Annotated in this window: 27 protein-coding genes; 26 read left to right on the top strand and 1 reads right to left on the bottom strand. The window is 69.8% G+C overall.

The genetic code is table 11. From position 1 onward, the window contains the following. Window positions 1-23: 23 nt before the first annotated feature. The gene (locus BM175_RS01310) at window positions 24-2,132 is read right to left on the bottom strand and encodes a transglycosylase domain-containing protein (protein ID WP_090958244.1); all 2,109 of its coding nucleotides are present in this window, start codon (window positions 2,130-2,132) and stop codon (window positions 24-26) included. A 223-nt stretch (window positions 2,133-2,355) separates the two neighbouring features. Between BM175_RS01310 and BM175_RS01305 the strand changes: the two genes are divergently transcribed. From BM175_RS01305 to BM175_RS01180, 26 genes are all read left to right on the top strand, one after another. Further along, window positions 2,356-2,856 (top strand): YcgN family cysteine cluster protein, encoded by a 501-nt coding sequence (locus BM175_RS01305; RefSeq protein WP_090958242.1) that lies wholly within the window; start codon window positions 2,356-2,358, stop codon window positions 2,854-2,856. Window positions 2,857-2,976: 120 nt separating this feature from the next. Next, complete coding sequence (locus BM175_RS01300) at window positions 2,977-3,357, top strand: hypothetical protein (protein WP_090958240.1); 381 nt, start codon at window positions 2,977-2,979, stop codon at window positions 3,355-3,357. Window positions 3,358-3,428: 71 nt separating this feature from the next. Beyond that, window positions 3,429-4,649, top strand: coding sequence for a DNA-packaging protein (locus BM175_RS01295; protein ID WP_244545838.1), 1,221 nt, complete (start codon window positions 3,429-3,431; stop codon window positions 4,647-4,649). Window positions 4,650-4,689: 40 nt separating this feature from the next. Next, window positions 4,690-5,904, top strand: coding sequence for a phage portal protein (locus tag BM175_RS01290; protein ID WP_090958236.1), 1,215 nt, complete (start codon window positions 4,690-4,692; stop codon window positions 5,902-5,904). 13 nt (window positions 5,905-5,917) lie between these two features. Beyond that, window positions 5,918-6,262 carry a DUF6107 family protein gene (locus BM175_RS01285; RefSeq protein WP_090959074.1) on the top strand — a complete coding sequence of 115 codons (345 nt, stop codon included), beginning with the start codon at window positions 5,918-5,920 and terminating at the stop codon, window positions 6,260-6,262. Continuing rightward, window positions 6,259-6,810 (top strand): HK97 family phage prohead protease, encoded by a 552-nt coding sequence (locus BM175_RS01280; protein ID WP_090958234.1) that lies wholly within the window; start codon window positions 6,259-6,261, stop codon window positions 6,808-6,810. Before BM175_RS01285 ends, BM175_RS01280 begins: the two co-directional genes overlap by 4 nt. 85 nt (window positions 6,811-6,895) lie before the next feature. Next, window positions 6,896-8,149, top strand: a complete 1,254-nt coding sequence (locus tag BM175_RS01275; RefSeq protein WP_090958232.1) for a phage major capsid protein — start codon at window positions 6,896-6,898, stop codon at window positions 8,147-8,149. A 67-nt stretch (window positions 8,150-8,216) separates the two neighbouring features. Beyond that, window positions 8,217-8,762 (top strand): head-tail connector protein, encoded by a 546-nt coding sequence (locus tag BM175_RS01270; RefSeq protein ID WP_090958230.1) that lies wholly within the window; start codon window positions 8,217-8,219, stop codon window positions 8,760-8,762. Next, on the top strand, window positions 8,762-9,094 hold the full coding sequence (locus tag BM175_RS01265) for a phage head closure protein (protein WP_090958228.1): 333 nt from the start codon (window positions 8,762-8,764) through the stop codon (window positions 9,092-9,094). The genes BM175_RS01270 and BM175_RS01265 overlap by 1 nt, the downstream gene beginning before the upstream one ends. Window positions 9,095-9,322: 228 nt before the next feature. Beyond that, a complete protein-coding gene (locus BM175_RS01260; RefSeq protein ID WP_090958226.1) occupies window positions 9,323-9,733 on the top strand; it encodes a DUF3168 domain-containing protein in 411 nt (136 codons plus the stop codon). Between the two features lie 89 nt (window positions 9,734-9,822). After that, window positions 9,823-10,236, top strand: a complete 414-nt coding sequence (locus BM175_RS01255; RefSeq protein ID WP_090958223.1) for a phage major tail protein, TP901-1 family — start codon at window positions 9,823-9,825, stop codon at window positions 10,234-10,236. Between the two features lies 1 nt (window position 10,237). Further along, window positions 10,238-10,573 (top strand): gene transfer agent family protein, encoded by a 336-nt coding sequence (locus BM175_RS01250; RefSeq protein WP_090958221.1) that lies wholly within the window; start codon window positions 10,238-10,240, stop codon window positions 10,571-10,573. Then, window positions 10,570-10,791: a phage tail assembly chaperone gene (locus BM175_RS01245; protein WP_244545820.1), complete on the top strand. Its 222-nt coding sequence runs from the start codon at window positions 10,570-10,572 to the stop codon at window positions 10,789-10,791. Before BM175_RS01250 ends, BM175_RS01245 begins: the two co-directional genes overlap by 4 nt. A gap of 3 nt (window positions 10,792-10,794) precedes the next feature. Beyond that, window positions 10,795-11,391, top strand: a complete 597-nt coding sequence (locus BM175_RS01240) for a phage tail tape measure protein (protein ID WP_090958219.1) — start codon at window positions 10,795-10,797, stop codon at window positions 11,389-11,391. 5 nt (window positions 11,392-11,396) lie between these two features. After that, window positions 11,397-12,026 carry a DUF2460 domain-containing protein gene (locus tag BM175_RS01235; RefSeq protein ID WP_175526738.1) on the top strand — a complete coding sequence of 210 codons (630 nt, stop codon included), beginning with the start codon at window positions 11,397-11,399 and terminating at the stop codon, window positions 12,024-12,026. Beyond that, a complete protein-coding gene (locus BM175_RS01230) occupies window positions 12,023-12,895 on the top strand; it encodes a DUF2163 domain-containing protein (RefSeq protein ID WP_090958218.1) in 873 nt (290 codons plus the stop codon). Before BM175_RS01235 ends, BM175_RS01230 begins: the two co-directional genes overlap by 4 nt. Then, a complete protein-coding gene (locus tag BM175_RS01225; RefSeq protein ID WP_090958216.1) occupies window positions 12,892-13,335 on the top strand; it encodes an NlpC/P60 family protein in 444 nt (147 codons plus the stop codon). The genes BM175_RS01230 and BM175_RS01225 overlap by 4 nt, the downstream gene beginning before the upstream one ends. Window positions 13,336-13,338: 3 nt before the next feature. Then, window positions 13,339-17,250 carry a baseplate multidomain protein megatron gene (locus BM175_RS01220; RefSeq protein WP_090958215.1) on the top strand — a complete coding sequence of 1,304 codons (3,912 nt, stop codon included), beginning with the start codon at window positions 13,339-13,341 and terminating at the stop codon, window positions 17,248-17,250. Further along, window positions 17,243-17,449, top strand: a complete 207-nt coding sequence (locus BM175_RS01215; RefSeq protein ID WP_090958212.1) for a hypothetical protein — start codon at window positions 17,243-17,245, stop codon at window positions 17,447-17,449. Before BM175_RS01220 ends, BM175_RS01215 begins: the two co-directional genes overlap by 8 nt. Window positions 17,450-17,618: 169 nt before the next feature. Further along, window positions 17,619-17,861, top strand: a complete 243-nt coding sequence (locus BM175_RS01210) for a hypothetical protein (protein ID WP_175526720.1) — start codon at window positions 17,619-17,621, stop codon at window positions 17,859-17,861. Between the two features lie 42 nt (window positions 17,862-17,903). Beyond that, window positions 17,904-18,566 (top strand): response regulator transcription factor, encoded by a 663-nt coding sequence (locus tag BM175_RS01205; RefSeq protein WP_090958208.1) that lies wholly within the window; start codon window positions 17,904-17,906, stop codon window positions 18,564-18,566. Then, the gene (locus tag BM175_RS01200) at window positions 18,566-19,999 is read left to right on the top strand and encodes an ATP-binding protein (protein WP_090958206.1); all 1,434 of its coding nucleotides are present in this window, start codon (window positions 18,566-18,568) and stop codon (window positions 19,997-19,999) included. Before BM175_RS01205 ends, BM175_RS01200 begins: the two co-directional genes overlap by 1 nt. Before the next feature lie 50 nt (window positions 20,000-20,049). Then, entirely contained in the window at window positions 20,050-20,448 is a 399-nt protein-coding gene (locus tag BM175_RS01195) for a hypothetical protein (RefSeq protein WP_090958204.1), read from the top strand. Between the two features lie 148 nt (window positions 20,449-20,596). After that, window positions 20,597-21,775, top strand: coding sequence for a c-type cytochrome biogenesis protein CcmI (ccmI, locus tag BM175_RS01190; RefSeq protein WP_139224546.1), 1,179 nt, complete (start codon window positions 20,597-20,599; stop codon window positions 21,773-21,775). After that, entirely contained in the window at window positions 21,772-22,251 is a 480-nt protein-coding gene (ccmE, locus tag BM175_RS01185; protein WP_090958201.1) for a cytochrome c maturation protein CcmE, read from the top strand. Before ccmI ends, ccmE begins: the two co-directional genes overlap by 4 nt. Next, entirely contained in the window at window positions 22,248-24,221 is a 1,974-nt protein-coding gene (locus BM175_RS01180; protein ID WP_090958199.1) for a heme lyase CcmF/NrfE family subunit, read from the top strand. The genes ccmE and BM175_RS01180 overlap by 4 nt, the downstream gene beginning before the upstream one ends. The last annotated feature ends 1 nt before the right edge of the window (window position 24,222 follow it).

Genomic DNA, 24,222 nt, shown 5'->3' with positions numbered 1-24,222 from the left:
GCCGGCGCGCCAGAGGCGTTCCGTCAGCGGCTGACGCTCGGCGTCGCGCCGTCGGGCTGGGTGGACGCGAACTTCTCGGGCGCGGACGGCGGCAGGGTCGTCAGCAGAAGTTCCAGGTCGGACAGGATGCGGCGCGTGTTGTTGTTGATCAGCGCTGGGCGGGCGATCTGCGGTGCATCCTCGCCCTCGGGCTTGGGCACGTCGATCGAGCCGGGGGCGGGGATCGGGTCGTCGATATAGGGAATCGGCCGCAGCTCGATGCCCTGGTGGGCCGCCTCCATGAAGCGCTGCCATGTCATGGCGGGGAGACCGCCGCCCGTCAGTTTGTTGGTCGGCTTGTAGCTGTCGTTGCCGTACCAGACGGCGGCCGTGAAATTTCCGGTGAAGCCGACGAACCAGGCATCGCGATAGCTCTGCGTCGTGCCGGTCTTACCACCCGCGCGCGTCATCGAGAGGCGGGCGCGGCGGGCGGTCCCGACCTCGGGGATGCGCACGAACATCTCGTTCATGCTCTTCGTCGCCTGCTCCGACAGGACGCGGCGGCGCGGCGGCATGTCCCGCTCGGCATCCCAGAGGACGTGGCCCTCGGCGTCAGTGATCTGCTGGACGGCATGACGGTTCGACGTCAGCCCGCCGGCCGGGAAGACGGAATAGCCGGTCGCCTGGTCGAGGATCGTCACCTCGTTGGTGCCGAGCGCGATGGTCTTGTCGCCGCGCAGCGGGGTCTCGACGCCCATGTTGCGCGCGAGCTCGGCGACCTTGCCGGGGCCGGCGCCCTTCTCCTGGCTGAGCTTGACGGCGACCGTGTTTAGCGAGCGGGCCATCGCGTCCTGGATCTGCAGGCGGCCGGCGTATTTCAGGCCGTAGTTCTGGGGCGACCAGTTGCCGACGCTGACCGGGCCGTCGACGACCATGTCGGTCGGCTTGTGGCCGTTCTCCATGGCGAGCGCGTAGACGTAGGCCTTGAACGAGGAGCCCGGCTGGCGAAGGGCGCGGGTGGCGCGGTTGAACTGCGACAGGCCGTAGTCCCGGCCGCCGACCATGGCGACGACGCCGCCGTCGTCGGCGATCACCGCCATCGCGCCTTCCTCGACGCCGAAGGTCTTGCCGTACTGGCGCAGGTGGAAGTCGACGGATTCGTCGGCCAGTTGCTGGAGGCCCATGTCGATCGTCGTGCGGGCGACGAAGGTGCGCTGCGGTAGGTCGGCGGCGATGCGCTGGATCTCGTCGAAGGCGAAGTCGAGGAAGTAGTCCGGCGACTTGATGACGGAGCGATCGACCGCGGTCGCGGGATGGCGGCGCGCGGCGACGACCTGGCCCTCGGTCATGAAGCCGGAATCGACCATGGCGCTGAGCACGACGTTGGCGCGGGCGCGGGCGGCGGGCAGGTTGTTGTGGGGTGCGTACTGCGTCGGCGCCTTGAACAGGCCGGCGAGCATCGCGGCCTCGGCGAGGTTCACGTCGCGGATGTTCTTGCCGAAATAGAACTCGGCTGCCGCCGCCGCACCGTTGGCGCCGCCGCCCATGTAGGCGCGGTCGAGATACATGCCGAGGATCTCGCGCTTGGTGAGGTTGGCCTCGAGCCAGAGCGCCAGGAAGGCCTCGTTGACCTTGCGCTCCAGCGAGCGCTCGTTGGACAGGAAGACGTTCTTGGCGAGCTGCTGGGTGAGCGTCGAGCCGCCCTGCACGACGCCGCCGGCCCGCGCGTTCTGGCCGAGCGCGCGGCCGAGGCCGATGAAGTCGATGCCCCAGTGCTCGAAGAAGCGGCGATCCTCGGTGGCGAGCACCGCCTTGACGAAGTGGTCGGGCAGCTCGTCGATGGGAACGGCGTCGGCCTTGAGGATGCCGCGCCGGCCGATCTCGTTGCCGTGCCGGTCGAGGAAGAGGACGGAATAGTCGGCCTGCTGGGGAAGGCCGGCGACGGTCTTCTTCATGGCCGGCTGGGCGAGGACGAGGAGGACGATGAAGCCGGCGAGGCCGATCGTCAGCGTCTCGCAGCAGAGCTCCACGACGACGCGGTTGAAGCCGCGCACGCGAAAGCGGCGGGATGCGATGGTGACGCTTTCCCAAGCGCCGGAAAAGCCATGGAAAAGACGCCAGAGCGTGGTATCCAGCCAAGCATCGACTTCCATCAGTCGGGATGGAGCGCGCCGCCCCTTCGGCTTGGACGAAAACAGTTTCGGCACGGTCAGCCCATCCCCCGGCGCGCCGCTTCGACGCGTCGAACCATCTTACAAGAACCTGTCGGCGAGACAATCAGCCGTCGGCATCGTCGGCCCGGAAAGGCCATCCAATGCAGACGTATATGGGCGGTTCCGAGGCGCGGCCCACAGGTTCCATGGATCGCAGAGCAAGATGAACGAAACCCCCTTCTGGGCGCGCAAATCGCTCGACGAAATGACGGCGGAGGAGTGGGAGCAGCTGTGCGACGGCTGCGGCCGGTGCTGCCTCAACAAGCTGGAGGACTGGGACACCGGCGAAATCATCTGGACCAACGTCGCCTGCCACATGCTGGACGGCGCGAGCTGCCGCTGCGCCGACTACGAGAACCGGCATGCCAGCGTGCCGGACTGCGTGACGCTCGACCCCGATCTCGTCCGCTCGATCGCCTGGCTGCCGCCGTCCTGCGGCTACCGGCTGATCGCGGAAGGCCGGCCGCTCTACTGGTGGCACCACCTCGTGTCGGGCGACCCGGACACGGTGCACCAGGCGGGCGTCTCGGTGCGGGGGCGCACGGTGAGCGAGGAGGGGATGGAGCCGGAGGACTACGAGGACCACCTCGCCGCGTGGCCGGGCGACGACCCCGGCGAGGGCGATCAATCCGAAATAGGAAAATCGTCTGAAATAGGAAAATAGTCATTGACTGCGTGACGGTGCCGATGTAGGGTTCAGGCATAGTCGAATTGGTGCGCTTCGAAGGCGGTCGCTTCCCGGCAGGGGACGGCCGCCTTCTGCGTTTCCTGAAAGGGGGTTGGCATGGGGAAGCGGGACGAGACGCTGCTATCGGAGCGACTGTTCGCGGCGCTGACCGCCGAGGTCTCGGCGCTGGAGAAGCGGCCGCGGCGCGTGCCGGAGACGCCGGGCGAGCCGCTGCCGAAGAAGACTGCGGCGGAGCGCGCGGGCGAGGCGAAGGCACGCGTCGAGGCGATCTCGCAGCTGACGCGTACCCTGGAGAAGCTTCTAGAACTGCGTCAGCTCGAAGCCCTGTCCCGCGAGACGGGGCGGCGGGAGGACACGGCGGAAGCCGACACGCTGCGCACCGAGATGCTGAAGCGGCTGAAGGCGATCGACGCGCGGCGCGGCGGCGCGGCTGGCCTGTTCGAGGCGCTGGCACCGGGCGGCGAGGCGGCGGCCTGATGGCGGCGGCGTTCTGGCGGGATGTCGAGCGCGAACTGGCGGGGCAGCCGGCGCACGTCCTGCGCGGGGCGATGCCGCCCTGGGCCGCCTGCGCGCGGCCGGCGCAGCTGCCGCCGCCGGGCGACTGGCGGCAATGGCTGCTGGTCGGCGGTCGCGGGTCGGGCAAGACGCGGGCGGGGGCCGAGTGGGTGCGGGCGATGGCGCTCGGCGAAGCGCCGATCGGCCCCCACATCCACGGGCGCATCGCGCTGGTGGCCGAGACGCTGGGGGATGCCCGGGAGGTGATGGTGGAGGGCGAAAGCGGGCTCCGCGCGCTCGACTACGAGACGCGCCCCGTCTTCGAGGCCTCGCGCCGGCGGCTAGTGTTCGCGAACGGGGCGGTGGCGCAGGTGTTCTCGTCGGAGGACCCCGATGCGCTACGCGGCTACCAGTTCGATGCCGCCTGGGGCGACGAGCTGGCCAAGTGGACCTATGGCGAGGACTGTTTCGACAACCTGCAGCTGGCGCTGAGGCTGGGCGCGCACCCTCGCATGGTGCTGACGACGACGCCGCGCGCGGTGCCGATCCTGAAGCGGCTGATGGCGGAGGCAGGAACGGCGGTGACGCGGATGCGGACCGCCGAGAACGCCGGCAATCTCGCCGACGGCTTCGTCGCGGCCATGGATGCGCGCTACGGCGGCTCGCGGCTGGCGCGCCAGGAACTCGACGGCGAGATGATCGAGGCGCGCGAGGACGCCCTGTTCGACCGCCTGGGCATCGACCGGCTGCGGGTGCGGGCGGCGCCGAGCCTCAACCGGATCGTCGTGGCGGTGGACCCGCCCGCCTCATCCGGCCGGGCGTCGGACGCCTGCGGGATCGTGGCGGCGGGGCTGGCCGGCGACGGGACGATCTATGTGCTCGCCGATCGGAGCCGACGCGGGCTGAAGCCGCCGGAATGGGCGGGCGCGGCGGTCGGTCTCTATCGCGAGCTGGAGGCCGACCGGATCGTCGCAGAGGTGAACCAAGGTGGCGAGATGGTGGAGGCGGTGCTGCGGGCGGTGGCGCCCGACGTGCCGGTGTCGAGCGTGCGGGCGACGCGGGGCAAGTGGGTGCGGGCCGAGCCCGTAGCCGCGCTCTACGAGCAGGGGCGGGTGCGCCACGCGGGAAGCTTCGCCGAACTCGAGGACGAACTCTGCGATTTCGGCCCGGACGGCCTGTCGAACGGTCGATCGCCGGATCGGCTGGACGCGATGGTCTGGGCGGTGACGGCGCTCAGCCAACCGCGCAGCGAGCCGCGCATCCGACGGCTGTGACGTCAACTGCTTGAGGCATTCCGTTCAACGGAGACATGAGATGGGTTTGACGACGAGGCTGAAGGCTCTGGCGGGGCTGGCGCCTGCCTCGACGGGGGCGCCCGAGGTGCGCTCGGGTGCCGGCGGCGGGGCGCTGGTGTTTACGGGTGCGGCGGACGAGGCGGACTGGACGGAGCGATCCTACGGGTCGCTGGCGCGCGCAGGCTTCATGCGCAATCCGCTGGTCTATCGCTGCGTCCGGCTGATCGCCGAGACCACGGCCGCGGTGCCCTTCGTTCTCTACGAAGGGCGGCACGAGGTCGAGGCACATCCGCTGCTCAACCTCCTACGCCAGCCGAACGGATTGCAGGACGGGCCGGCGCTGATCGAGACGCTGGTCGGGCATCTTCTTCTCTCGGGCGCGGCGCATGTCGAGGCGAGCGTCCTCGACGAGCGGCCCCGGCAGCTTCACGCGCTGCGGCCGGACCAGATCCGGACGGTGTCGTCGGCGGACGGCTGGCCGGAAGCGGTGGAGCAGCGAGTGGGCGGGCGCGTCCGGCGCATCCCGCTGGAGGGCGACGGCGAGCAGCCGGCGCGGGTGCTGGCGATCCGGCTGTTCCACCCGTTGAGCGAGGCCGACGGGTTCGCGCCGGTCGGGGCGGCGCAGACGGCGCTCGACCTCCACAACGCGGCGACGCGCTGGAACAAGGCGCTGCTCGACAACTCGGCCCGGCCGTCCGGCGCGCTGGTCTACCAGCCCGGCGACGGCGGCAACCTGACGGGCGATCAGTTCGAACGACTGAAGACGGAGCTGGAAAGCGGCTATGCCGGCGCAGCGCGCGCCGGGCGGCCGATGCTTCTGGAAGGCGGGCTCGACTGGAAGGCGATGGCGCTGAGCCCTCGCGACATGGATTTCATGGAAGCGCGCAACGGTGCGGCGAGGGACGTGGCGATCGCCTTCGGCGTCCCGCCCATGCTGCTCGGCATTCCGGGCGACGCGACCTATGCGAACTACGCCGAGGCCAACCGGGCGCTGCTGCGACTGACGGTGCTGCCGCTGGTGTCGCGCCTGTCCGGCGCGCTCGGCAACTGGCTCGGGCCCTTCTTCGAGGGCGGGCGAGACCTGCGGCTCGGCTTCGACGCCGACCGGATCGAGGGGCTTTCGGTCGAGCGCGAGGCGCTGTGGTCGCGGGTCGGCGCGGCGGGGTTCCTCGACGACGACGAGAAGCGCGAGGCGGTGGGCTATGGGCCGCGCGAGCGGCGCGCGGCGGGGTAACGGGGGAATTTTCATGGATACGATGACGGGGGACATGGCGTCCCCGCTGGCGCTGTTCGGCGCCAAGCTGGCGGGCGCGGTCGGCGGGTCGGTGATCTCGATCGCCTACCTCCTGCCGAACGGCCGGCGCGAGGCGATGGCGCGGTTCCTGACCGGGGCCGTGACGGGCGTCGTGTTCGGTGGGCCGGCGGGAATCGCGCTGGGCGACCATCTGGCGCTCGGCGGGCGGGTCGGCGCGGCCGAGCTCCTGCTGATCGGCTCGGCGGCGGTGAGCCTGTCGGCCTGGTGGGCGCTTGGCGCGCTCCAGCGGTTTGCCGAGGGGCTCTGGGTTCGGCCGGTGCGGAAGGGGCGGTCATGACGCGGGTGCCTTCGATCAAACGCACGGTGCCGCTTGCGGCCGTGGCTGACGAGGACGAGACGGGGCTGATCCGCGGCTATGCGAGCCTCTTCGAGCGGACCGACCGGGCCGGCGACCGCATCCGTCGCGGGGCCTTCGCGCGTTCGCTGGAGGAGCGCACGGCGGCCGGCGTTCGAATGCTCTGGCAGCACGATCCCGGCGAGCCGATCGGCCGCTGGACGGTTTTACGCGAGGACGCCCGCGGGCTCTATGCCGAAGGCCAGCTGGAACTCGGCAGCCGACGCGGGCGCGAGGCGCTGGCGCTTCTGCGAGGCGGGGCGATCGACGGGTTGTCGATCGGCTTCCGCACCCGGCGCGCCCAGCCGCTGCGGGACGCGGCGCGCCGGCTCCTGACCGATATCGACCTCTGGGAGATCTCGCTCGTGACCTTTCCGATGCAGGACGCGGCGCGGGTGCGCGAGGTGCGTGGCCTAGCCTTCGACTGGGCGGGCTGCCTTCGCGAGGCGGCCCGGCGGATCGCGCGGCCGGGACTTGCCGTCGGCGCCTGACGCTCCTTCCCCATTTCGACCTTCCTCGAACCCCGTGTCCGGCCTGCCGGCGCGGGGTTCGCCTTTTCCAGCCTGAGGAGACGACATGCAGACCTTCAACCAGGGCGCGCCCGAGACCAAGGCCAACGGTGGGCGCGAGGGCCCCGAGGCGCTGAACGAGCTGATGACGGCTTTCGACGCCTTCCGCGAAGCCAACGACGAACGAATGTCGCAGATCGAGAAGCGCATGAGCGCCGACGTCCTTTCGGGCGACAAGGTCGAGCGCATCGCGAAGGCGATGGACGAGCAGGAGAAGCGGCTGGAACGGCTGGTGCTGAAGGGCATGCGTCCGCCAGCCGGCGGCGGCACCGAGACCGCCGGCGGCGAGCCGAGCGAGCATCGCTCCGCCTTCGAGGCCTATGTGCGGGGCGGTGACGAGACGCGTCTGCGTCGCCTCGAGGAGAAGGCGATGTCGGGCCTCGTCGGTGCCGACGGCGGCTTCCTGGTGCCGGCCGAGACGGAGACGGAGATCGGCCGCAGGCTGGCGGCGGTCTCGCCGATCCGCGGCATCGCGAGCGTGCGCACGGTCTCGTCGGCGGTGCTGCGCAAGCCCTTCGCGGTGAACGGGGCGCAGACCGGCTGGGTCGGCCAGGCCGACGCCCGGCCGCAGACCAACGCGCCGCAACTCGCCGAACTAAGCTTCCCGACCATGGAACTCTACGCCATGCCGGCCGCCACCAACGCGCTGCTCGACGACGCGGCCGTCAACATCGACGCCTGGATCGGCGAGGAAGTGGAGCAAGCCTTCGCGGCACAGGAAGGCACGGCCTTCGTGACCGGCGACGGCGTGTCGAAGCCGAAGGGGTTCATGACCTATCCGACCGTGGCCGAGACGGCGTTTGCCTGGGGCAGCGTCGGCACGGTCTCGACCGGGGCGAACGGCGGCTTCTTGGCCGGCGCGGCGGGCGATGCGCTGATCGACCTCATCTACGCGCTGAAGGCGGGCTACCGGCAGAACGCGAGCTTCGTGATGAACCGCCGCACGCAGAGCGCGGTGCGCAAGCTGAAGGACGGCGACGGCAACTACCTCTGGGCGCCGCCGACAGCCGTGGGCGCCCGAGCGACGCTGATGGGCTTCCCCGTGGTGGAGGCCGAGGCGATGCCGGACATCGGCGCGGGGACCAAGGCGATCGCCTTCGGCGACTTCGGGCGGTTCTACCTCGTGGTCGATCGCCAGGGCGTGCGCGTGCTGCGCGATCCCTACAGCGCCAAGCCGTACGTCCTCTTCTACACGACCAAGCGTGTGGGCGGCGGCATCCAGGACTTCGACGCGGCCAAGCTCCTCAACTTCGCGGCCTGATCGCGGCGGTGGGCCGGGCCTTCGGGGTCCGGCCTTCCTTGTCTCAGCATGCCAAGAGGTTTTGGGGATGATCTGGATCGAGAACGGGCCGGTCGAGGCGGAGCCGGTGACGCTGGCCGAGGCGAAGGCGCATATCCGCGTCGAACGGGAGGATGAGGACACCGCGATCGCCGCCTTCGTGCGTGCCGCGCGCGAGACGATCGAGGCGCGGACGGGGCTGGTGCTCGCATCGCGCGCGATGCGGCTGTGCCTCGACGGCCCACCGCTTCCGGACCTTGCCCTGTCGAAGGGGCCGGCGCGGGAGGTGACGGCGGCGCGGATCTTCGACGAGGCGGGGGAGCCGCAGGACGTCGATCCCGCGTCGGTGCGGATCGTGCGTGCGGGCGGCGCGCTGCGGCTACCGCCGGCCCTGACCGGCGCGGCGGGGCGGGACGTCGAGATCGAGATGGAGATGGGCGTCGCGGCCGTACCCGACATGCTGAGGCTCGCCATGCTGCACCTCGTGTCGGTCTCCTACGAGATGCGGGGCGCGGCGCCGCCGGCCATGCAGCCTGCCCACCTGCCGCCGCTGGTGCGCGGGCTTCTCGCGCCCTATCGCCGGGTCGGCCTGTGATGGCGCCGCAGTTCATCGATGCGGGGCTCCTGCGCCATCGCGCGACGATCGAGCGCAACGAGATCGTGCCGGATGCGATGGGCGGCGGGCGGGACCGCTGGGTCGAGGTCGGCGAGACCTCGGTGCGGCTGGAGCCGCTGACCGTCGAGAGCGACGAGCGGCTGGGGCAGCGGATCGGCTCGGCGACGCACCGGGTGACGCTCAGGGCGCGGCGCGGTCTCGATCGGGGCATGGCCTTCCGGGTCGGGCCGCGGCGCTTCGTGATCCGCACCCTTCACGACCCGGACGAGACGGGGCGCTATCTCGTATGTCGCTGCGAGGCGGAGGCGTGATCGCGCGGGTGGAGGTCCGGCTGGCGAAAGCGCCGCTTGCGGGACGAATGCGGGAGGCCGTGCGCCGGCAGGCAACGCGAATTGCCATGGCTCGGCTCGAGGACGACGAGCTTCGAGGGACGATCCCTGACGAAAAGTTAACGGGCGGTGGTGACGCTGATAGGCTATCACGTGATGTGTAACACGGTATTGGTTTCGTGATACCGGGAGCGAAGAGGACTGAATGCCATGGCGCATCCCAGCGCTGAACTCCAGACGACCATCGTTTCGACCTTGACGCGGGACCCGGCGCTTCTTGCGCGGCTCGGCGGCCCGAAGGTCTTCGACCGCGTGCCCGAGCGGGCGGCGTTCCCCTATCTCACCCTCGGCCGCACGGCGGTCGTGGACTGGTCCACCGGGACCGAGGACGGCGCGGAGCACATCCTGACGCTGCACGTCTGGGCGAAGGGCGGGTCGAAGCAGGAAACCTACGAGATCATGGACGTGGTCTCGAACAAGCTGCACGACCAGGCGCTGCTGCTGGCCGGCCACCGGCTGGTGAACCTACAGCTTCAGTTCGCCGAAGCACGGCAGGAGCCAGACAGCCCGGCCTATCACGGCATCCTGCGCTTCCGCGCGGTGACCGAGCCGCTGGCCTGACACCACCACATCCATACGACGAACATCGCGAAGGGCGGTCCGGAAGGGCCGCCCTTCTTCGTTTCGGCATTCGAAAAGGATCGCGCGACATGGGCGCACAAAAGGGCAAGGACCTCCTCCTGAAGGCGGATGCGGAGGGGGACGGCACGTTCGAGACGCTAGCGGGGCTGCGCTCGCGGCGCCTCTCGTTCAACGCCGAGACGGTCGACGTGACCGACGCCGAGAGCGCCGGGCGCTGGCGCGAGCTTATGGGCGGAGCAGGCGTGCAGCGGGCCTCGCTCTCAGGCTCGGGCATCTTCAAGGACGCAGCGTCGGACGCCTCGCTGCGCCGGCTGTTCTTTGAGGGGCGCGTGACTGCGTTTCAGGCGGTGATTCCGGACTTCGGCACGGTGACGGGCCCGTTCCAGGTGACGGCGCTTGAATACGGCGGCGAGCACAACGGCGAGGTCTCGTTCGAGGTCTCGCTGGAGTCGGCCGGCGCGCTGCAGTTCGCGGTGCTCTGAGATGGCGGTGAACCGACGCCGCGGCGAGGTAGAGGCCGTCCTGGACGGGCGGGCGCACCGGCTGTGCCTCACGCTCGGCGCGCTTGCCGAACTGGAAGACGCCTTTGCGCTCGAGGACATCGCGAGCCTTGCCGAACGCTTCGGCAGCGGACGCCTGTCGGCGCGCGACCTGACACGGATCATCGGCGCGGGCCTGCGCGGGGGCGGAACGGCCACCACCGACGAGGAGGTCGCGGCCATGGCCGTCGAGGGCGGGGCGGCCGGCGCGGCGCGGATCGCGGCCGATCTACTGGCTGCGGCCTTCGGCGGGCCGGAGGAGACGAACGCCCGCCCTTGAGCGCCGCCGCGCTGCCCGCGACGGCCGGCGCGGCGGCTTTTCCCTGGGACGAGCTTTTCGCGACCGCGGTGTGCGTCTTGCACCTCGCGCCGGACGCGGTGTGGCGGGCGAGCCCGCGTGAGCTGGCGCTGGCGCTTCGCCCCTTCGCGGCCATGACCGAGCCGCCGAGCCGCGCCCGGCTCGACGACCTGATGCAACGCTTTCCCGACACGAGGTGAGACATGGCGGACGAGGTGGATGCCCTGCGCATTTCGGTCGAAGCCGATACCGGCGGCTTCGAACGTGCGCTCAACGATCTTTCGACCCGCGCCAACGCTTTCGGCGCGGCGCTGACTTCGGCCTTCCAAGGCGCGGCCGGCGGGGGGCGTTCGTTGGACGGCGTGCTGCGGCAACTGGGAGGCCGGATCTCGACCATCGCGCTCGATGCCGCCCTGAAGCCTCTGACGCAACTGGCAGGCGGGCTTCTTGGGCAGGTGCTCTCCGGGGTCGGCGGCGGCGGGCTTGCCCAAGCGGGTGGGGCGGCGCCGGGCGGCATCGTGCCCTTCGCCAAGGGCGGCGTCGTGCGGGCCCCGACCTTCTTTCCGAGCGGCGGGCGGATCGGGCTGATGGGCGAAGCGGGGGCGGAAGCGATCCTGCCGCTGCGGCGCGGGCCGGACGGGGCGCTGGGCGTCGCCGCACCGGGAGGCGCAAGCGGACGTGGCGGGCCGTCGATCGTCTTCAACGTCACGACGCCGGACGCGCCGAGCTTCAAGCGGGCCGAGGTGCAGATCCAGGCGATGATCGCGCGCGCGGCGATGCGTGGGCAGAGAGGACTTTGAGCGTGATCGCGTCTTTCAGCGAGGAGCGGTTTCCGCTGCGCGTCGCCTTCGGCACCGCGGGCGGGCCGGAGCGGCGGACCGACATCGTGCGCCTGTCGAACGGATACGAAAACCGCAACCAGCGCACCCGCCATTCCTGGCGGCGCTACGACGCCGGCTCGGGCGTGCGCAGCGTCGAGGATCTCGTCGCGGTGCTGCACTTCTTCGAGGCGCGGCGCGGGCGGCTGACCGGGTTCCGCTTCCGCGATCCGTTCGACTTTTCATCGGCGCCGGGCGGCGGGGCGGCGACCGTCTTCGACCAGCGCATCGGCACCGGCGATGGCGAGGCGCGGGTGTTCCAGCTGGTGAAGCGCTACGGCGTGGACGACGACGCGTATGTTCGGCCGATCGGCAAGCCGGTGCCGGGCAGCGTGCGGGTCGGTGTCGATGGCGCCGAACTTGGGCAAGGGTTTTCCGTCGATCCGTCTGCGGGAACGGTGGGCTTTGCGGTCGCTCCGATGCCGGGCGCGGTCGTGACCGCCGGCTTCGAGTTCGACGTGCCCGTGCGCTTCGACATGGATCACCTGTCGATCAACATCGCCGCCTTCGAGGCGGGGGACATTCCGTCCATTCCCCTCGTGGAGGTGCGGCCGTGAGCAAGCTTTCCGAGGAGTTCCGCGCGCGGCTCGCCCGTCCCGCAACGACGCTCGCCCACGCCTGGCGCGTGACGCGCAGCGACGGTCGGGTGCTGGGGTTCACCGACCATGACGAAGACCTCACGTTCGACGGGACACGGTTCTGCGCTCGCACCGGATGGACTGCGGGCGAGGCGGAAACGATGCTCGGACTTGGCGCGGGCTCGCAAGGGATCGAGGCGGCGTTGTCGGCGGATGCGATCCGCGAGGACGAGATCGCGGCGGGCCTGTTCGACGGCGCGAGTGTCGAGATTTTTCGGGTCGACTGGCAGCGGCCCGCAGACCATCGCCTGACGGAGGTCGCCGATTTCGGAGAGATCACGCGCACCGAGGTCGGGTTGACGGTGGAACTGCGCGGGCTCGCGGCGCGGCTGGACCGGCAGCAGGGGCGCTACTATCGTCGGCGCTGCGATGCGGCGCTTGGCGACGAGCGCTGTCGGGTGGACATGGGACCCTGGACCCGCATCGGGCGGATCGCGTCGGTCGAGCCCGAGACGGTGGTTCTCGATGGTCTAGGTGCATTCGACCCCGAGCCGTACCGCTCGGGGCAGCTTCGGATCGGATCGGTTCCGGCGCGGAGCGTGCGCTCGCTACGGGTCGGTGAGGACGGTCTTGTCCTTGTGGACGTCGTGGAGGGCGTGCCGCCGCTCTGGCAACCCGGCGACGAGGCGCGACTGACGGCGGGTTGCGACCGGAGCTTTGCGACCTGTCGCGAACGGTTCGACAACGGGCTGAACTTTCGGGGCTTCCCGCACATTCCGGGCGCCGATGCCGCGCTGGCGGTCGCAAAGAGCGATGCCTTGCACGACGGATCGGCGGTGGTGCCGTGAGCAGGCGAGAGCAGGCGCTGCAATCGGCCCGCAGCTTCATCGGGACGCCCTACCGGCATCAAGGGCATCGGCGCGGGGTCGGGTGCGATTGCCTCGGTCTCGTGCGCGGGGTCTGGCGGGAGCTCTATCGACGAGAGCCGGAGGCGCCGGGGCCGTATTCCCAGGACTGGGCCGAGATGGGGCAAGGCGATCCGCTGCTTGCGGCCGCGCAACGCCATTTCCGGTCTCTCGCGCCGGGCGAGGGCTTGCCGGGCGATCTCGTGCTCTTTCGCTGGCGAGCGCTCGGCCCGGCGCGACACTGCGGCATTCTGGACGAAGCGGACGCGAGCGGACCGCGGCTCATTCACGCTTACGAGGGGGCAAGTGTCCTCTCGTCGCCGCTGACGCCCGGCTGGGCCGGACGCATCGCGGCCACCTTCCGCTTTCCCGACGAGGACTGAGCCATGGCGACCATTCTTCTGCAGGCGGCCGGCGGAGCGCTCGGCGGGCTGGTCGGGGGACCTTTCGGAGCCGTCGCGGGACGGGCGATCGGCGCGCTCGGCGGCTACGCGATCGACAACCGTCTGATGGGCGGCGGCGGACGGCGCGAAAGCGGACGGCTGCGGACGAGCCGCGTGATGGAGGCCGACGAGGGCAGCGGCGTCGCGCGGGTCTACGGGACGGTGCGGGTCGCGGGTCAGGTCATCTGGACGACGCGCTTCGAGGAAGCGAGCCGGACGGAGCGGCAGGGCGGCAAGGGTGGCGGGGCACGAGGCGCAACCAGCACGACGACCTACAGCTATTTCGGCAACGTGGCCGTGGCGCTCTGCGAAGGACCGATCGCCTGCGTGCGCCGCGTCTGGGCCGACGGCGAGGAACTCGACCTCGCTGCGGTAACGTGGCGGCTGCACCCGGGAACGGAGACCCAGGCACCTGATCCGCTGATCGAGGCCCGACAGGGGGCGGGCCGCGCACCGGCCTATCGCGGCGTGGCCTATCTCGTGTTCGAGCGGCTTCCGCTGGAGCGCTGGGGCAACCGCATCCCCCAGATTTCCTGCGAGGTCGTGCGGCCCGTCGGCACGTTCGAACAGAACATTCGTGCGATCACCATCATCCCCGGCGCGACGGAGCACGGACTCGACCCGCTGGTCGTGCGCGAGCGGATCGGCGATGGACAGGACCGGCTGCCGAACCGCAACGTGCTGCACGGCGCGAGCGACTTTTCCGCCTCCCTCGACGAACTGACGTCGCTCTGTCCGCGACTGGAGCGGGCGGCGCTGGTCGTCGCCTGGTTCGCCGACGATCTGCGGGCCGGGCGGGCGACCTGCCGCCCGGGCGTCGAGACGGCGGTACGGGACGAGACCGAGCGGTGGCGGGTGGGCGACCTGGCGCGCGGGGCGGCACGTCTCGTCAGCCGTGTTGACGGCGGCCCGGCCTATGGCGGCACGCCGTCGGACGCCGGCGTGCGGCGGGCGATCGCGGCGTTGCGGGCAAAGGGGTTGAAGGTCACGCTCTATCCCTTTCTCATGATGGATATTCCGCCCGGCAACGGGTTTCCGGACCCCTATGGCGGGAACGAGCAGGCGGCGTATCCCTGGCGCGGGCGAATGACGCTCGAGCGCGCGGAAACGCAGGCGGGGTCGGCCGACGGGACGCCGGCGGCACGAGCCGAGATCGCCCGCTTCGTCGGCACGGCCCATCCCGCGGATTTCATCTTCGACGAGACGGGCGTGCGCTATGGCGGACCGGCGGAATGGTCCTATCGGCGGATGATCCTGCACCAAGCGTTTCTGGCGCGCTCAGCGGATGGCGTCGACGCCTTCGTGATCGGCTCGGAGATGCGGGGACTGACGCGGTTGCGCGACGAGACAGGTCGCTTTCCCTTCGTGGACGCGCTGGTCGATCTCGCGCGCGACGTGAAGTCGATCCTGCCCGAAGCACTCGTCACCTATGCTGCGGACTGGAGCGAGTATTTCGGCTACCAGCCGGGAAACGGCGACGTGCTCTTCAACCTCGATCCACTCTGGGCCGAACCTTCGATCGGTGCGGTGGGGATCGACAACTATCTGCCGACATCCGACTGGCGCGACGAGGACGACCGGGCACCCCGAGACGGGATGGCTTCGCCCCATGACCTCGACGGACTGACGGCGGGGATCGCAGGCGGAGAGTATGCGGACTGGTATTACCCTGACCTAGCTGCGCGCCGCCGAGGGGAGCGCCAATCGATCACCGACGGGCTCGGCAAGCCGTGGGCGTTCCGCCCGAAGGACCTCGTGTCCTGGTGGAGCCAGCCGCACCACGAGCGGCGCGGCGGGATGGAGGCACCGTCGCCGACGGCCTGGGCGCCCATGTCGAAGCCGATCTGGTTCACCGAACTCGGCTGCCCGGCGGTCGACAAGGGGGCGGGGCAGCCGAACGTCTTCATCGACCCGAAGTCGGCGGAAAGTGCCTTGCCTCATTTCTCGACGGGCGCCCGCGACGACCTGATGCAGCGGCGCTTCCTGGAAGCGCACCAGAAGCACTGGGACGAGACGGTTCCCGGCTTCGATGACGACCGCAATCCGGTGTCGCCGGTCTACGGCGACCGGATGGTGGCCGCGGACGCCGTGCATCTCTGGACGTGGGACGCGCGGCCCTTTCCGGCGTTCCCCGAACGGGCATCGCTCTGGCGCGACGGGGGAAACTGGCAGCGCGGCCATTGGCTGAACGGCCGGCTCGGCCGCGCGCCGCTGGATGGGCTGATCGCCTCGCTCCTGCGCGACCATGGCTTCGAGGCCTTCGACGTTTCGGCCGTGGACGGCATGGTCGGCGGGTTCACGGTCTCCGGGCCCGGCTCGGCGCGCGGGGAACTCGAAGAGCTTCTGCGGCTAACGGGCGTCGAGGCCTTCGTGCGCGGTGGCATCCTGCGCTTCCGCTCGCTCGGCCGGCGCGCATCGGTGCTCGGATCCGTGGTGCCGGTCGATGCGCCCGACGAAGCGCCGGTCGAGATCCGGCGGATCGAGGACGGGGAAGCGCCGGGCGAGATCGTGCTCGGATTTGGCGACGCGGAACGGGCCTACCGGCCGGCGGCGGCGGAAGCCGTGCTGCCCGGGCGCTACCGGCCCGGACAGGCGACGCTGGAACTGCCGGTGGTGCTGACCGAAACCGAGGCGCGGGAATTGGCGCGAGGGGTTCTGGAACGCGAGGCCGGCGATCGGGAAATGGCCCGCTTCGCGCTGTCGCCGGCCGAGATCGAGATCGGCGTCGGCGACCGGCTCGAACTCGAAGGGCGGTCTGGCATCTGGCAGATGACGCGGATCGAGGACGGGCTGTCGCGGCGGGTGGAGGCAAGACGCGTCCGACATCGGGCTGCGCCGCCAGGTGCCGGCGCGCCGCAGCCGCTGCCGGACCTGACCGGACCGAGTTTCGCCTCGCGTCCTGCCGTCGCGCTCCTCGACCTTCCGAAGCTCGGCTCTGGCCTGGGAGGTGCGATGGTCGCGGTCTCGGCGAAGCCCTGGTTGCCCTATGTCGTGATGGCCTCGGCGACGGCCGCAGGACATCGCCCGGTGCTCGTCGCCGAAACCTGCGCGACGACGGGGCGACTGGCGGCGGCCCTCGGTGCGGGGCGAGAGGAGATCCTCGATCGGACCCATGTGATGACGGTCGACCTTGCGGCGGGCAGCCTTGCCTCCGCCAGCGCCGCGCTGGTTCAAGCCGGCGAGAACACGGCGACCGTCCTTTCGTCGAGCGGGGGATGGGAGGTGGTGCGCTTCCTCGAAGCGGAAGAGGTTGCGCCGTCCCGCTACCGTCTTGCCGGCCTGACGCGTGGCCTCGGCGGAACCGGAGAGGAGGCCGCAGCCGGTGCGCCGGCGGGAGCCAGATTCGTGCTCCTCGACCGCGCGGTCCAGCGCCTGCCGCTCGCCGACGGCGAAGCCGGGATACCCGCGGACTGGCTTGTCGTTCCAGCCGGACATCGGCTGGACGACCCGGCATCCGACCGTCGCACGGCAGCCCTCGGCAGACGTGCGCTGCGGCCCCTGTCGCCGGTTCACCTGAAAGGGCGGCTCGGGATCGATGGTCTCCATCTCGAATGGATTCGCCGAACGCGCTCGACGGACCCCGCCTGGGACGGGCTCGACGTGCCGCTGGACGAGGATCGCGAGGCTTACCGTGTCAGCCTGTTCGCCGGGCCGGGAACAGTTCGGACGGTGACGGTCGAAACCTCCGTCCTGCGTCTCACCACGGCTGAACTCGCCAGCTGGTTCGGCCGGGTGCCGAGCGAAATGTCGGTTGAGGTCGCGCAACTCAGCCAAGTCTACGGGCCCGGAGCGTCCACGAGGTTGATGGTCGCGGCGACTGGAAGTCTTTCAAACGAAGGAGCGGAACATGGATGATAGCAAGAACTGGTACGAGTCGCGCACCGTGTGGGGGGCGGCACTGGCGCTCGCGGCTTCGCTGGCGGGGCTCTTCGGGGTCGAGATCGTCGGGCTCTCCAGCGAGGAGGCGGTGACGGCGCTGACGGCGGCGGCCAGCGCGATCGGCGCGGCGGTCGCGATCTTCGGGCGCTTCGACGCGCGCAGCCGCATCCGCTGAGCGGACAGGGCGCTCGGTGGACGGGCGCCCCGTTCATTAGACATTCAGACCGCAGTCCCTAGTCTAGCGGACGTCAGACCCTGGATGTGCCATGCTTCGACCTTCCCTCCGCCGTCTCTCCGCATTTTCGCTGTTCGGTCTTGTCGCTTTTTCCACGGCGGTCGAAGCGATGCCGGAGCGTCCGACCGAAGGCGGTTCGATCCCGGCGGCGCTTGAGCGGTCGGAAGAGCTGTTCGCGCAAGGCGTCGGGTGCTCGGCCGCAGCGGCACAGGCGGCGGCACAGACCGGCGGGCAGGTTCTCTCTGTGCGCGCCTCGCAGCAGGGCGACCGGACCGTCTGCGTCGTCACGGTTCTGATTCCGGCGAGCGACGGCAATCGCCCGCGCCGCCAGACGATCACGATCGAGCAGTAAGCCATTCGGTCGAACAGCACGAAATCCGGGACGGGACCTTTCATGCGTATCCTGATCGTCGAAGACGATGCGAACCTGCGGCGGCAGCTGAATGAGGCGCTGACCGGCGCGGGCTATGTCGTTGACCAGGCTTCGGACGGCGAGGACGGGCACTTCCTCGGCGACACCGAAGCCTATGACGCCGTGATCCTCGACGTCGGCCTTCCGAAGATGGACGGCATCAGCGTTCTGGAGCGTTGGCGGCGCGAGGGGCGGGCGATGCCGGTCCTCCTTCTGACGGCGCGCGACCGGTGGAGCGACAAGGTGGCCGGCATCGACGCCGGGGCCGACGACTATGTCGCCAAGCCCTTCCACATGGAGGAGGTGCTGGCGCGCGTGCGGGCTCTCATCCGCCGCGCCGCCGGGCATGCGTCCTCGGAGATTCACTGCGGGCCCCTGAGGCTCGACACCAAGTCCTCGAAGGCGAGTCTCGACGGGACGCCGCTGAAGCTGACGTCGCACGAGTACCGGCTCCTGTCCTACCTGATGCACCACCAGGGCGAACTCGTGTCGCGCACCGAACTCATCGAACACATGTACGACCAGGATTTCGATCGCGACTCCAATACGATCGAGGTCTTCATCGGCCGGCTCCGCCGCAAGATCGGCGTCGACATGATCGAGACCGTGCGCGGTCTCGGCTATCGCATGCAGCACGGCGGGTGATGACGGACGAGTTGCAGCCCGAGGCGGACCGGACGGCAGCAGCGCCCGAGCGTCCGCGCTTTACCGAAAGCCTGACGTTCCGTGTCGTGTCGCTGTCGAGCGTCTGGGTGATCGCGGCGTTTCTCGTCGTCGCCGGCCTGATTTCCAGCCTCTACGAACGGACGGCGCAGTCCGGCTTCGAGGCTGTGGTCCGGGCGCAGCTCTACAACCTCATCAATTCGGTGACGGTGGACGAGACCGGCACGCTGTCCGGGGTGCCCAATCTCGGCGACCTTCGCTACTCCCAGCCCCTGTCCGGCTGGTACTGGGAGGTGATCCCGGCGAGCAACAACACGGAAGGGCGGCTTGCCTCGTTCTCGCTCGGCCCCCGCAAGATCAACTCCCAGCCGACCGAACTCGCGCCCTTCGACATGCAGTACCGGCGCGACTACCGGACCGAGGGGCTCGACGGCGAAACGCTCTATGTCGAGGAGGCGGAGGTCGTCCTCGACCAGGACAACCACGCGGCGCGCTTTCGCGTGATGGGCAATGCGAGCGTCGTTCAGTCGGACATCGCGGCCTTCGACCGGAAGATGGCTCTGTATCTCGGCTTCTTCGGGCTCGGCTCCATCGTCATCAACGCTTTGGCCATCCTCTACGGTCTTCGGCCGCTCTCCAGCGTGCGTCAGGCGCTCGGCGACGTGCGGACGGGGCGCTCGGAGCGGCTGAAGGGGAGCTTTCCCGCCGAGATCCGACCGCTCGCCGTCGAGATGAATGCTTTGATCGACAGCAATCGACGCATCGTGGAGCGCGCCCGCACGCAGGTCGGCAATCTCGCCCATTCGCTGAAGACGCCGGTCGCGGTCCTCCTGAACGAGGCCTCGGCGATCGGCGGCGAGAAGGGACGCATCGTCGGCGAGCAGGGCGAGATCATGCGCCGACAGGTGCAGCACTATCTCGACCGGGCCCGCGTCGCGGCGACGGATGGCACCATCGCACGAGCACCGGTCGGTCCCGTCTTGGAGCGGCTGTTGAAGGTGATGCGGCGGCTGAACCCGGCGATCGATTTCGAGGATCATGTCGACGGGGACGCTGCCTCTACTGTCTTCGCGGGGGAGCAGCAGGATCTTGAGGAGACGATCGGCAACCTTCTGGAGAACGCCGCGAAATACGGGCGAGGGCGCGTGGTGCTGCGACTGCGCCCGGCGGGGGCGGAGTGCTTCGGCATCACCGTCGAGGACGATGGGCCGGGATTATCCGATGCGGAGATGGCGGAGGCGACCAAGCGCGGGCGTCGCTTCGACGAGCGCGCGACCGGCAGCGGCCTCGGCCTGTCGATCGTCGCTGATACCGTTTTGCAATACCGCGGATCTTTTCGCCTCTCGCGTTCCGAAATCGGAGGATTGCACGCGGAGGTGATCTTGCCTCGCGCATCCGACGCGCCGATGTCCTGACATGACACTTTGTTGTGGCGGCATGGGCCGCTCGGGCGGCGAACGGACGCATGTCGAGATTCTGGACCACCTGTTTCGTCGTCGCGGCGCTGCCGATCCTTTCCGGATGCCTGACCAGCGCGCCGCGCGCGGCGCCTGAACCCTTGTCGGACCGGGCCGCGGCATTGCGCGGCAGCATCGCGCCGACCGGCACCATGAAGCTCAGTGCAACGGCGGAGCAGCGGGCCCTGCAGGCCCAATACCAGGCCCTTCAGTTCGGCACCGTCGGCCAGCCGATCCCTTGGGAGTCCGATGGCTTCAAGGGCGAGATCACGCCGACGCAGCTCTATCGTATCGGCTCGCAGGATTGCCGGGGCTATACGCTCGTCATCACCCGCGGGGCCTCGAAGGTCCGGCAGGTCGGAAGCGCCTGCCGTACCGGCACCGACCTTTGGACGCCCGTCGCCTGACTGCGCGATGATGCGGTTTTGAATAGGCTTTTCCGGCGCGGCTTGTTAGAGCGGTTCCGAACCGGGGCCGGCGCCCTTCCGTCGGCGAGTGCGTCGCAGCGCAAGCCTGCTTCGGCGGCTCTTCCGGCCCCTGCGAACGATCGGACCCTTGCGTGAGGCGAGGGTCATGGAAGCCTCGATGCTGTTCTGGCTTGTCGCCTTCGTCCTAGCCGCCCTGACTACTGCCGCGATCGTCTGGCCGCTCCTGATGCGCCCCGCCCGCGGCTCGGTGGCTCGAGAGGCGTTCGACGAGGAGGTCTATCGCGCGCAGCTCGGCGAGCTGCGCGAGGACGAGACGCGCGGCGTCATCGGGTGGGAGGAGGCCGCGGCCTCGCGCGCCGAGATCGGTCGTCGTCTTCTGCGCGCCCACGAGGCGGCCGCCGCCAAGACCACGAGACCCCCGCGCGAACGCTCGGGCGTCGTCGCGGGACTGGCGGTCGCCCTGATGCTGCCGATCGGGGCTTTTCTATTCTACGACCGCTGGGGATCACCCGATATCCCCGATCAGCCGCTCGCGCTTCGCGAACCCGAACCGCAGGCGCCGAACCTCATCGCGGCCATCGCCGAGATCGAGCGCCGGCTGGCGGCTCGGCCGGACGACGCGGAAGGCTGGAGCGTCGTCGCCCCGGTCTACCTGCGGCTCGGCGAGGGGCAGAAGGCGGCCACGGCGTTTCGCAACGTCCTTCGCCTTCGCCCGCCGACGGCGCAGACCGTAGCAGGGCTCGGTGAAGCGCTGGTGCAGGCTGCGGACGGACGCGTGACGCCGGAGGCCGCGACCGAGTTCCGCCGAGCGCTGAGCCTCGATGCCAACTGGATTCCTGCAAGGTTCTACCTCGCGCTCGCGCTGTCGCAAGAGGGGCGGTCTGCCGAAGCCGCCGACGCTTGGAGCGAGCTTCTGCGGACGGGCCCGCAGGACGGAGCCTGGCGCCCTGTCGCCGAAGCGGCTCTGGCCGACGCACGGTCGGGGACCGCGTCGCGGCAGGCGGCGTCCCAGCCCGGGCCGGCGGCGGCCGATGTCGAGGCGGCGTCGAAGCTCAGCGACGGCGAGCGTCAGGCAATGGTTCAAGGCATGGTGTCCGGGCTGGCGGAGCACCTGAAGGCCGAACCGAAGGACCCGGAAGGCTGGAAGCGGTTGCTCCGTTCCTATGTCGTGCTCGACCGCCCGGACGACGCACGTGCCGCACTCGGCGAGGTGCGGGCCGTATTTCCGGCCGCTTCGCCGGAGCTTATAGATATCCTGAGCTTCGCACAGGGGCTCGGATTGAACCCGGATCAGACAACGCCATGACGCGCAAGCAGAAGCGCCTTGCCAGCCTTTTCGGTATCCTCGCCGTGGTCGGAACCGCGGCGGGGCTTGTCCTGACCGCGCTGTCGGACAGCGTCGCCTTCTTCAACTCGCCAACCGACATCGCGGCGCGCGCCCCTGACGACGGGCAGCGGCTGCGGCTCGGCGGAATCGTGGAGACCGGGACCGTGCATCGCGACGCCTCCCAGCGCGTGACGTTCCGCATCACCGATACGGTCGAGAGCGTGCCGGTCGTCTATGCCGGGCTGCTGCCCGACCTCTTCCGCGAGGGGCAGGGGATCGTGGCGGAGGGGCGGCTCGGCAGCGACCGCGTCTTCGTGGCCGATACGGTGCTCGCCAAGCACGACGAGACCTACATGCCGAAGGAGGTCGTCGACGACCTCAAGGCGCGCGGCCTCTGGAAGGACGGGGCGATCGTCTCAGCGAAGGACGGCACGCCGTCGGGGGCGGGGCTTTGATCGTCGAACTCGGTCACTTCGCGCTGGTCCTCGCGCTCGGCACGGCGCTCGTGCAGTCGATCCTGCCGCTTGTCGGCGCCCGCCTTGGCGACGCCAGGCTGATGGACAGCGGGTCGGCGACGTCGGTGACCGGGCTGTCGCTTCTGGCGCTCGCCTTCGGCGCGCTGACCGCAGCCTATGCCACGTCCGACTTCTCGGTTCTCAACGTCGTGGAGAACTCCCATTCCGCCAAGCCGATGATCTACAAGATCACCGGCGTCTGGGGGAACCACGAAGGGTCTATGCTCCTCTGGGTACTGATCCTGTCGCTGTTCGGCGCGCTGGTCGCGCTCTTCGGCCGGGACCTGCCGCCGAGCCTCAAGGCCACCGTGCTTTCGGTGCAAGGCTGGATCCTGACGGCGTTCCTCCTGTTCATCCTCCTGACCTCGAACCCGTTCACCCGCGTGGTGGCGGCGCCGTTCGAGGGCAACGACCTCAACCCGATCCTTCAGGACATCGGGCTCGCGATCCATCCGCCGCTGCTCTACCTCGGCTATGTCGGCTTCTCGATCGCCTTCTCCTTCGCGGTCGCCGCCCTGATCGAAGGGCGGATCGACGCCGCTTGGGCGCGCTGGGTGCGACCGTGGACGCTGCTCGCCTGGCTGTTCCTGACCGGGGGCATCGCGATGGGTTCCTACTGGGCCTATTACGAACTCGGCTGGGGCGGCTGGTGGTTCTGGGACCCGGTCGAGAACGCCTCTTTCATGCCGTGGCTCTCGGGCACGGCGCTGCTCCATTCGGCCGCCGTCATGGAAAAGCGCTCGGCGCTCAAGGTCTGGACCGTGCTCCTGGCGATCCTGACCTTCTCGCTCTCCCTTCTCGGCACATTCCTGGTCCGCTCCGGCGTGCTGACCTCGGTTCATGCCTTTGCCGTCGACCCGGAGCGCGGGGTCTTCATTCTCGCGATCCTCTGCCTGTTCATCGGCGGATCGCTCGCGCTCTTCGCGTTCCGGGCTTCGGAGCTGGAAAGCGGTGGCCTGTTCGCGCCTATCTCGCGCGAGGGTGCGTTGGTCTTCAACAACCTGTTCCTGACGACCGCCACCGCGACGGTGCTCGTCGGAACGCTCTATCCGTTGTTCCTCGAAGTCTTCACCGGCACCAAGATTTCGGTCGGCGCGCCCTTCTTCGACCTGACATTCGGTCCCCTAATGGTGCCGCTCCTGTTCGCCCTGCCGTTTGGGCCGCTCCTCGCCTGGAAGCGAGCCGATCTCCTCGGCGCGGCACAGCGGCTCTATGCGGCGGTCGGCGCGGCGCTCGTCGTCATGGTGATCGTGATCGCGGTGAACGAGGGCACGAAGATCCTGGCCTCGCTCGGCATCGGGCTGGCCGTCTGGGTGATGGTGGGAGCGCTCGTCGACCTCGCCGGGCGGGCCGGATTGCCGAAGGCGGGCCTGCGGGTCGCGGCCGCGCGCCTCGCCGGGCTGCCGCGCTCGGCTTTCGGCACGGCGCTGGCCCATTTCGGTGTCGGCGTGACGCTTCTCGGCGTGGTCTGCGTCAGCACGTTCGACACGGAAACCGTAACGGCCATGACGCCGGGACAGGTCGTCGCCGTCGGCGGGTTCGACTTGCGCTACGAGGGGCAGACCTTTCGCGAAGGACCGAACTACCGCGAGGACGTCGGCCACTTCACCCTGCTCGACGAGGGCAACGAGACGGCCGCAATCGAAAGCGCCAAGCGTTTCTATCCCGCGCGGCAGATGCCGACGACGGAGGCCGGCATCCACACGCTCGTCTTCAGCCAGATCTATATCGCGCTCGGCGATGCCGCGGCCAACGCCGGTGCCGTCGTCGTTCGCATCTGGTGGAAGCCTCTCGTCACGCTGATCTGGCTGGGCGCCGTGGCGATGGCGATCGGTGGTGCTGTGTCCTTGAGCGATCGTCGGCTGCGAGTGGGCGCGCCGGCGCGGCGCCGCGCCGCAAGGCCGGCCTGAC

The organism is Aureimonas phyllosphaerae (assembly GCF_900113065.1).
GTDB classification, from domain to species: Bacteria; Pseudomonadota; Alphaproteobacteria; order Rhizobiales; family Rhizobiaceae; genus Aureimonas; species Aureimonas phyllosphaerae.
The sequence above is the reverse complement of the archived record's forward strand: the minus strand, read 5'-3'. Positions and strand labels throughout refer to the sequence as shown.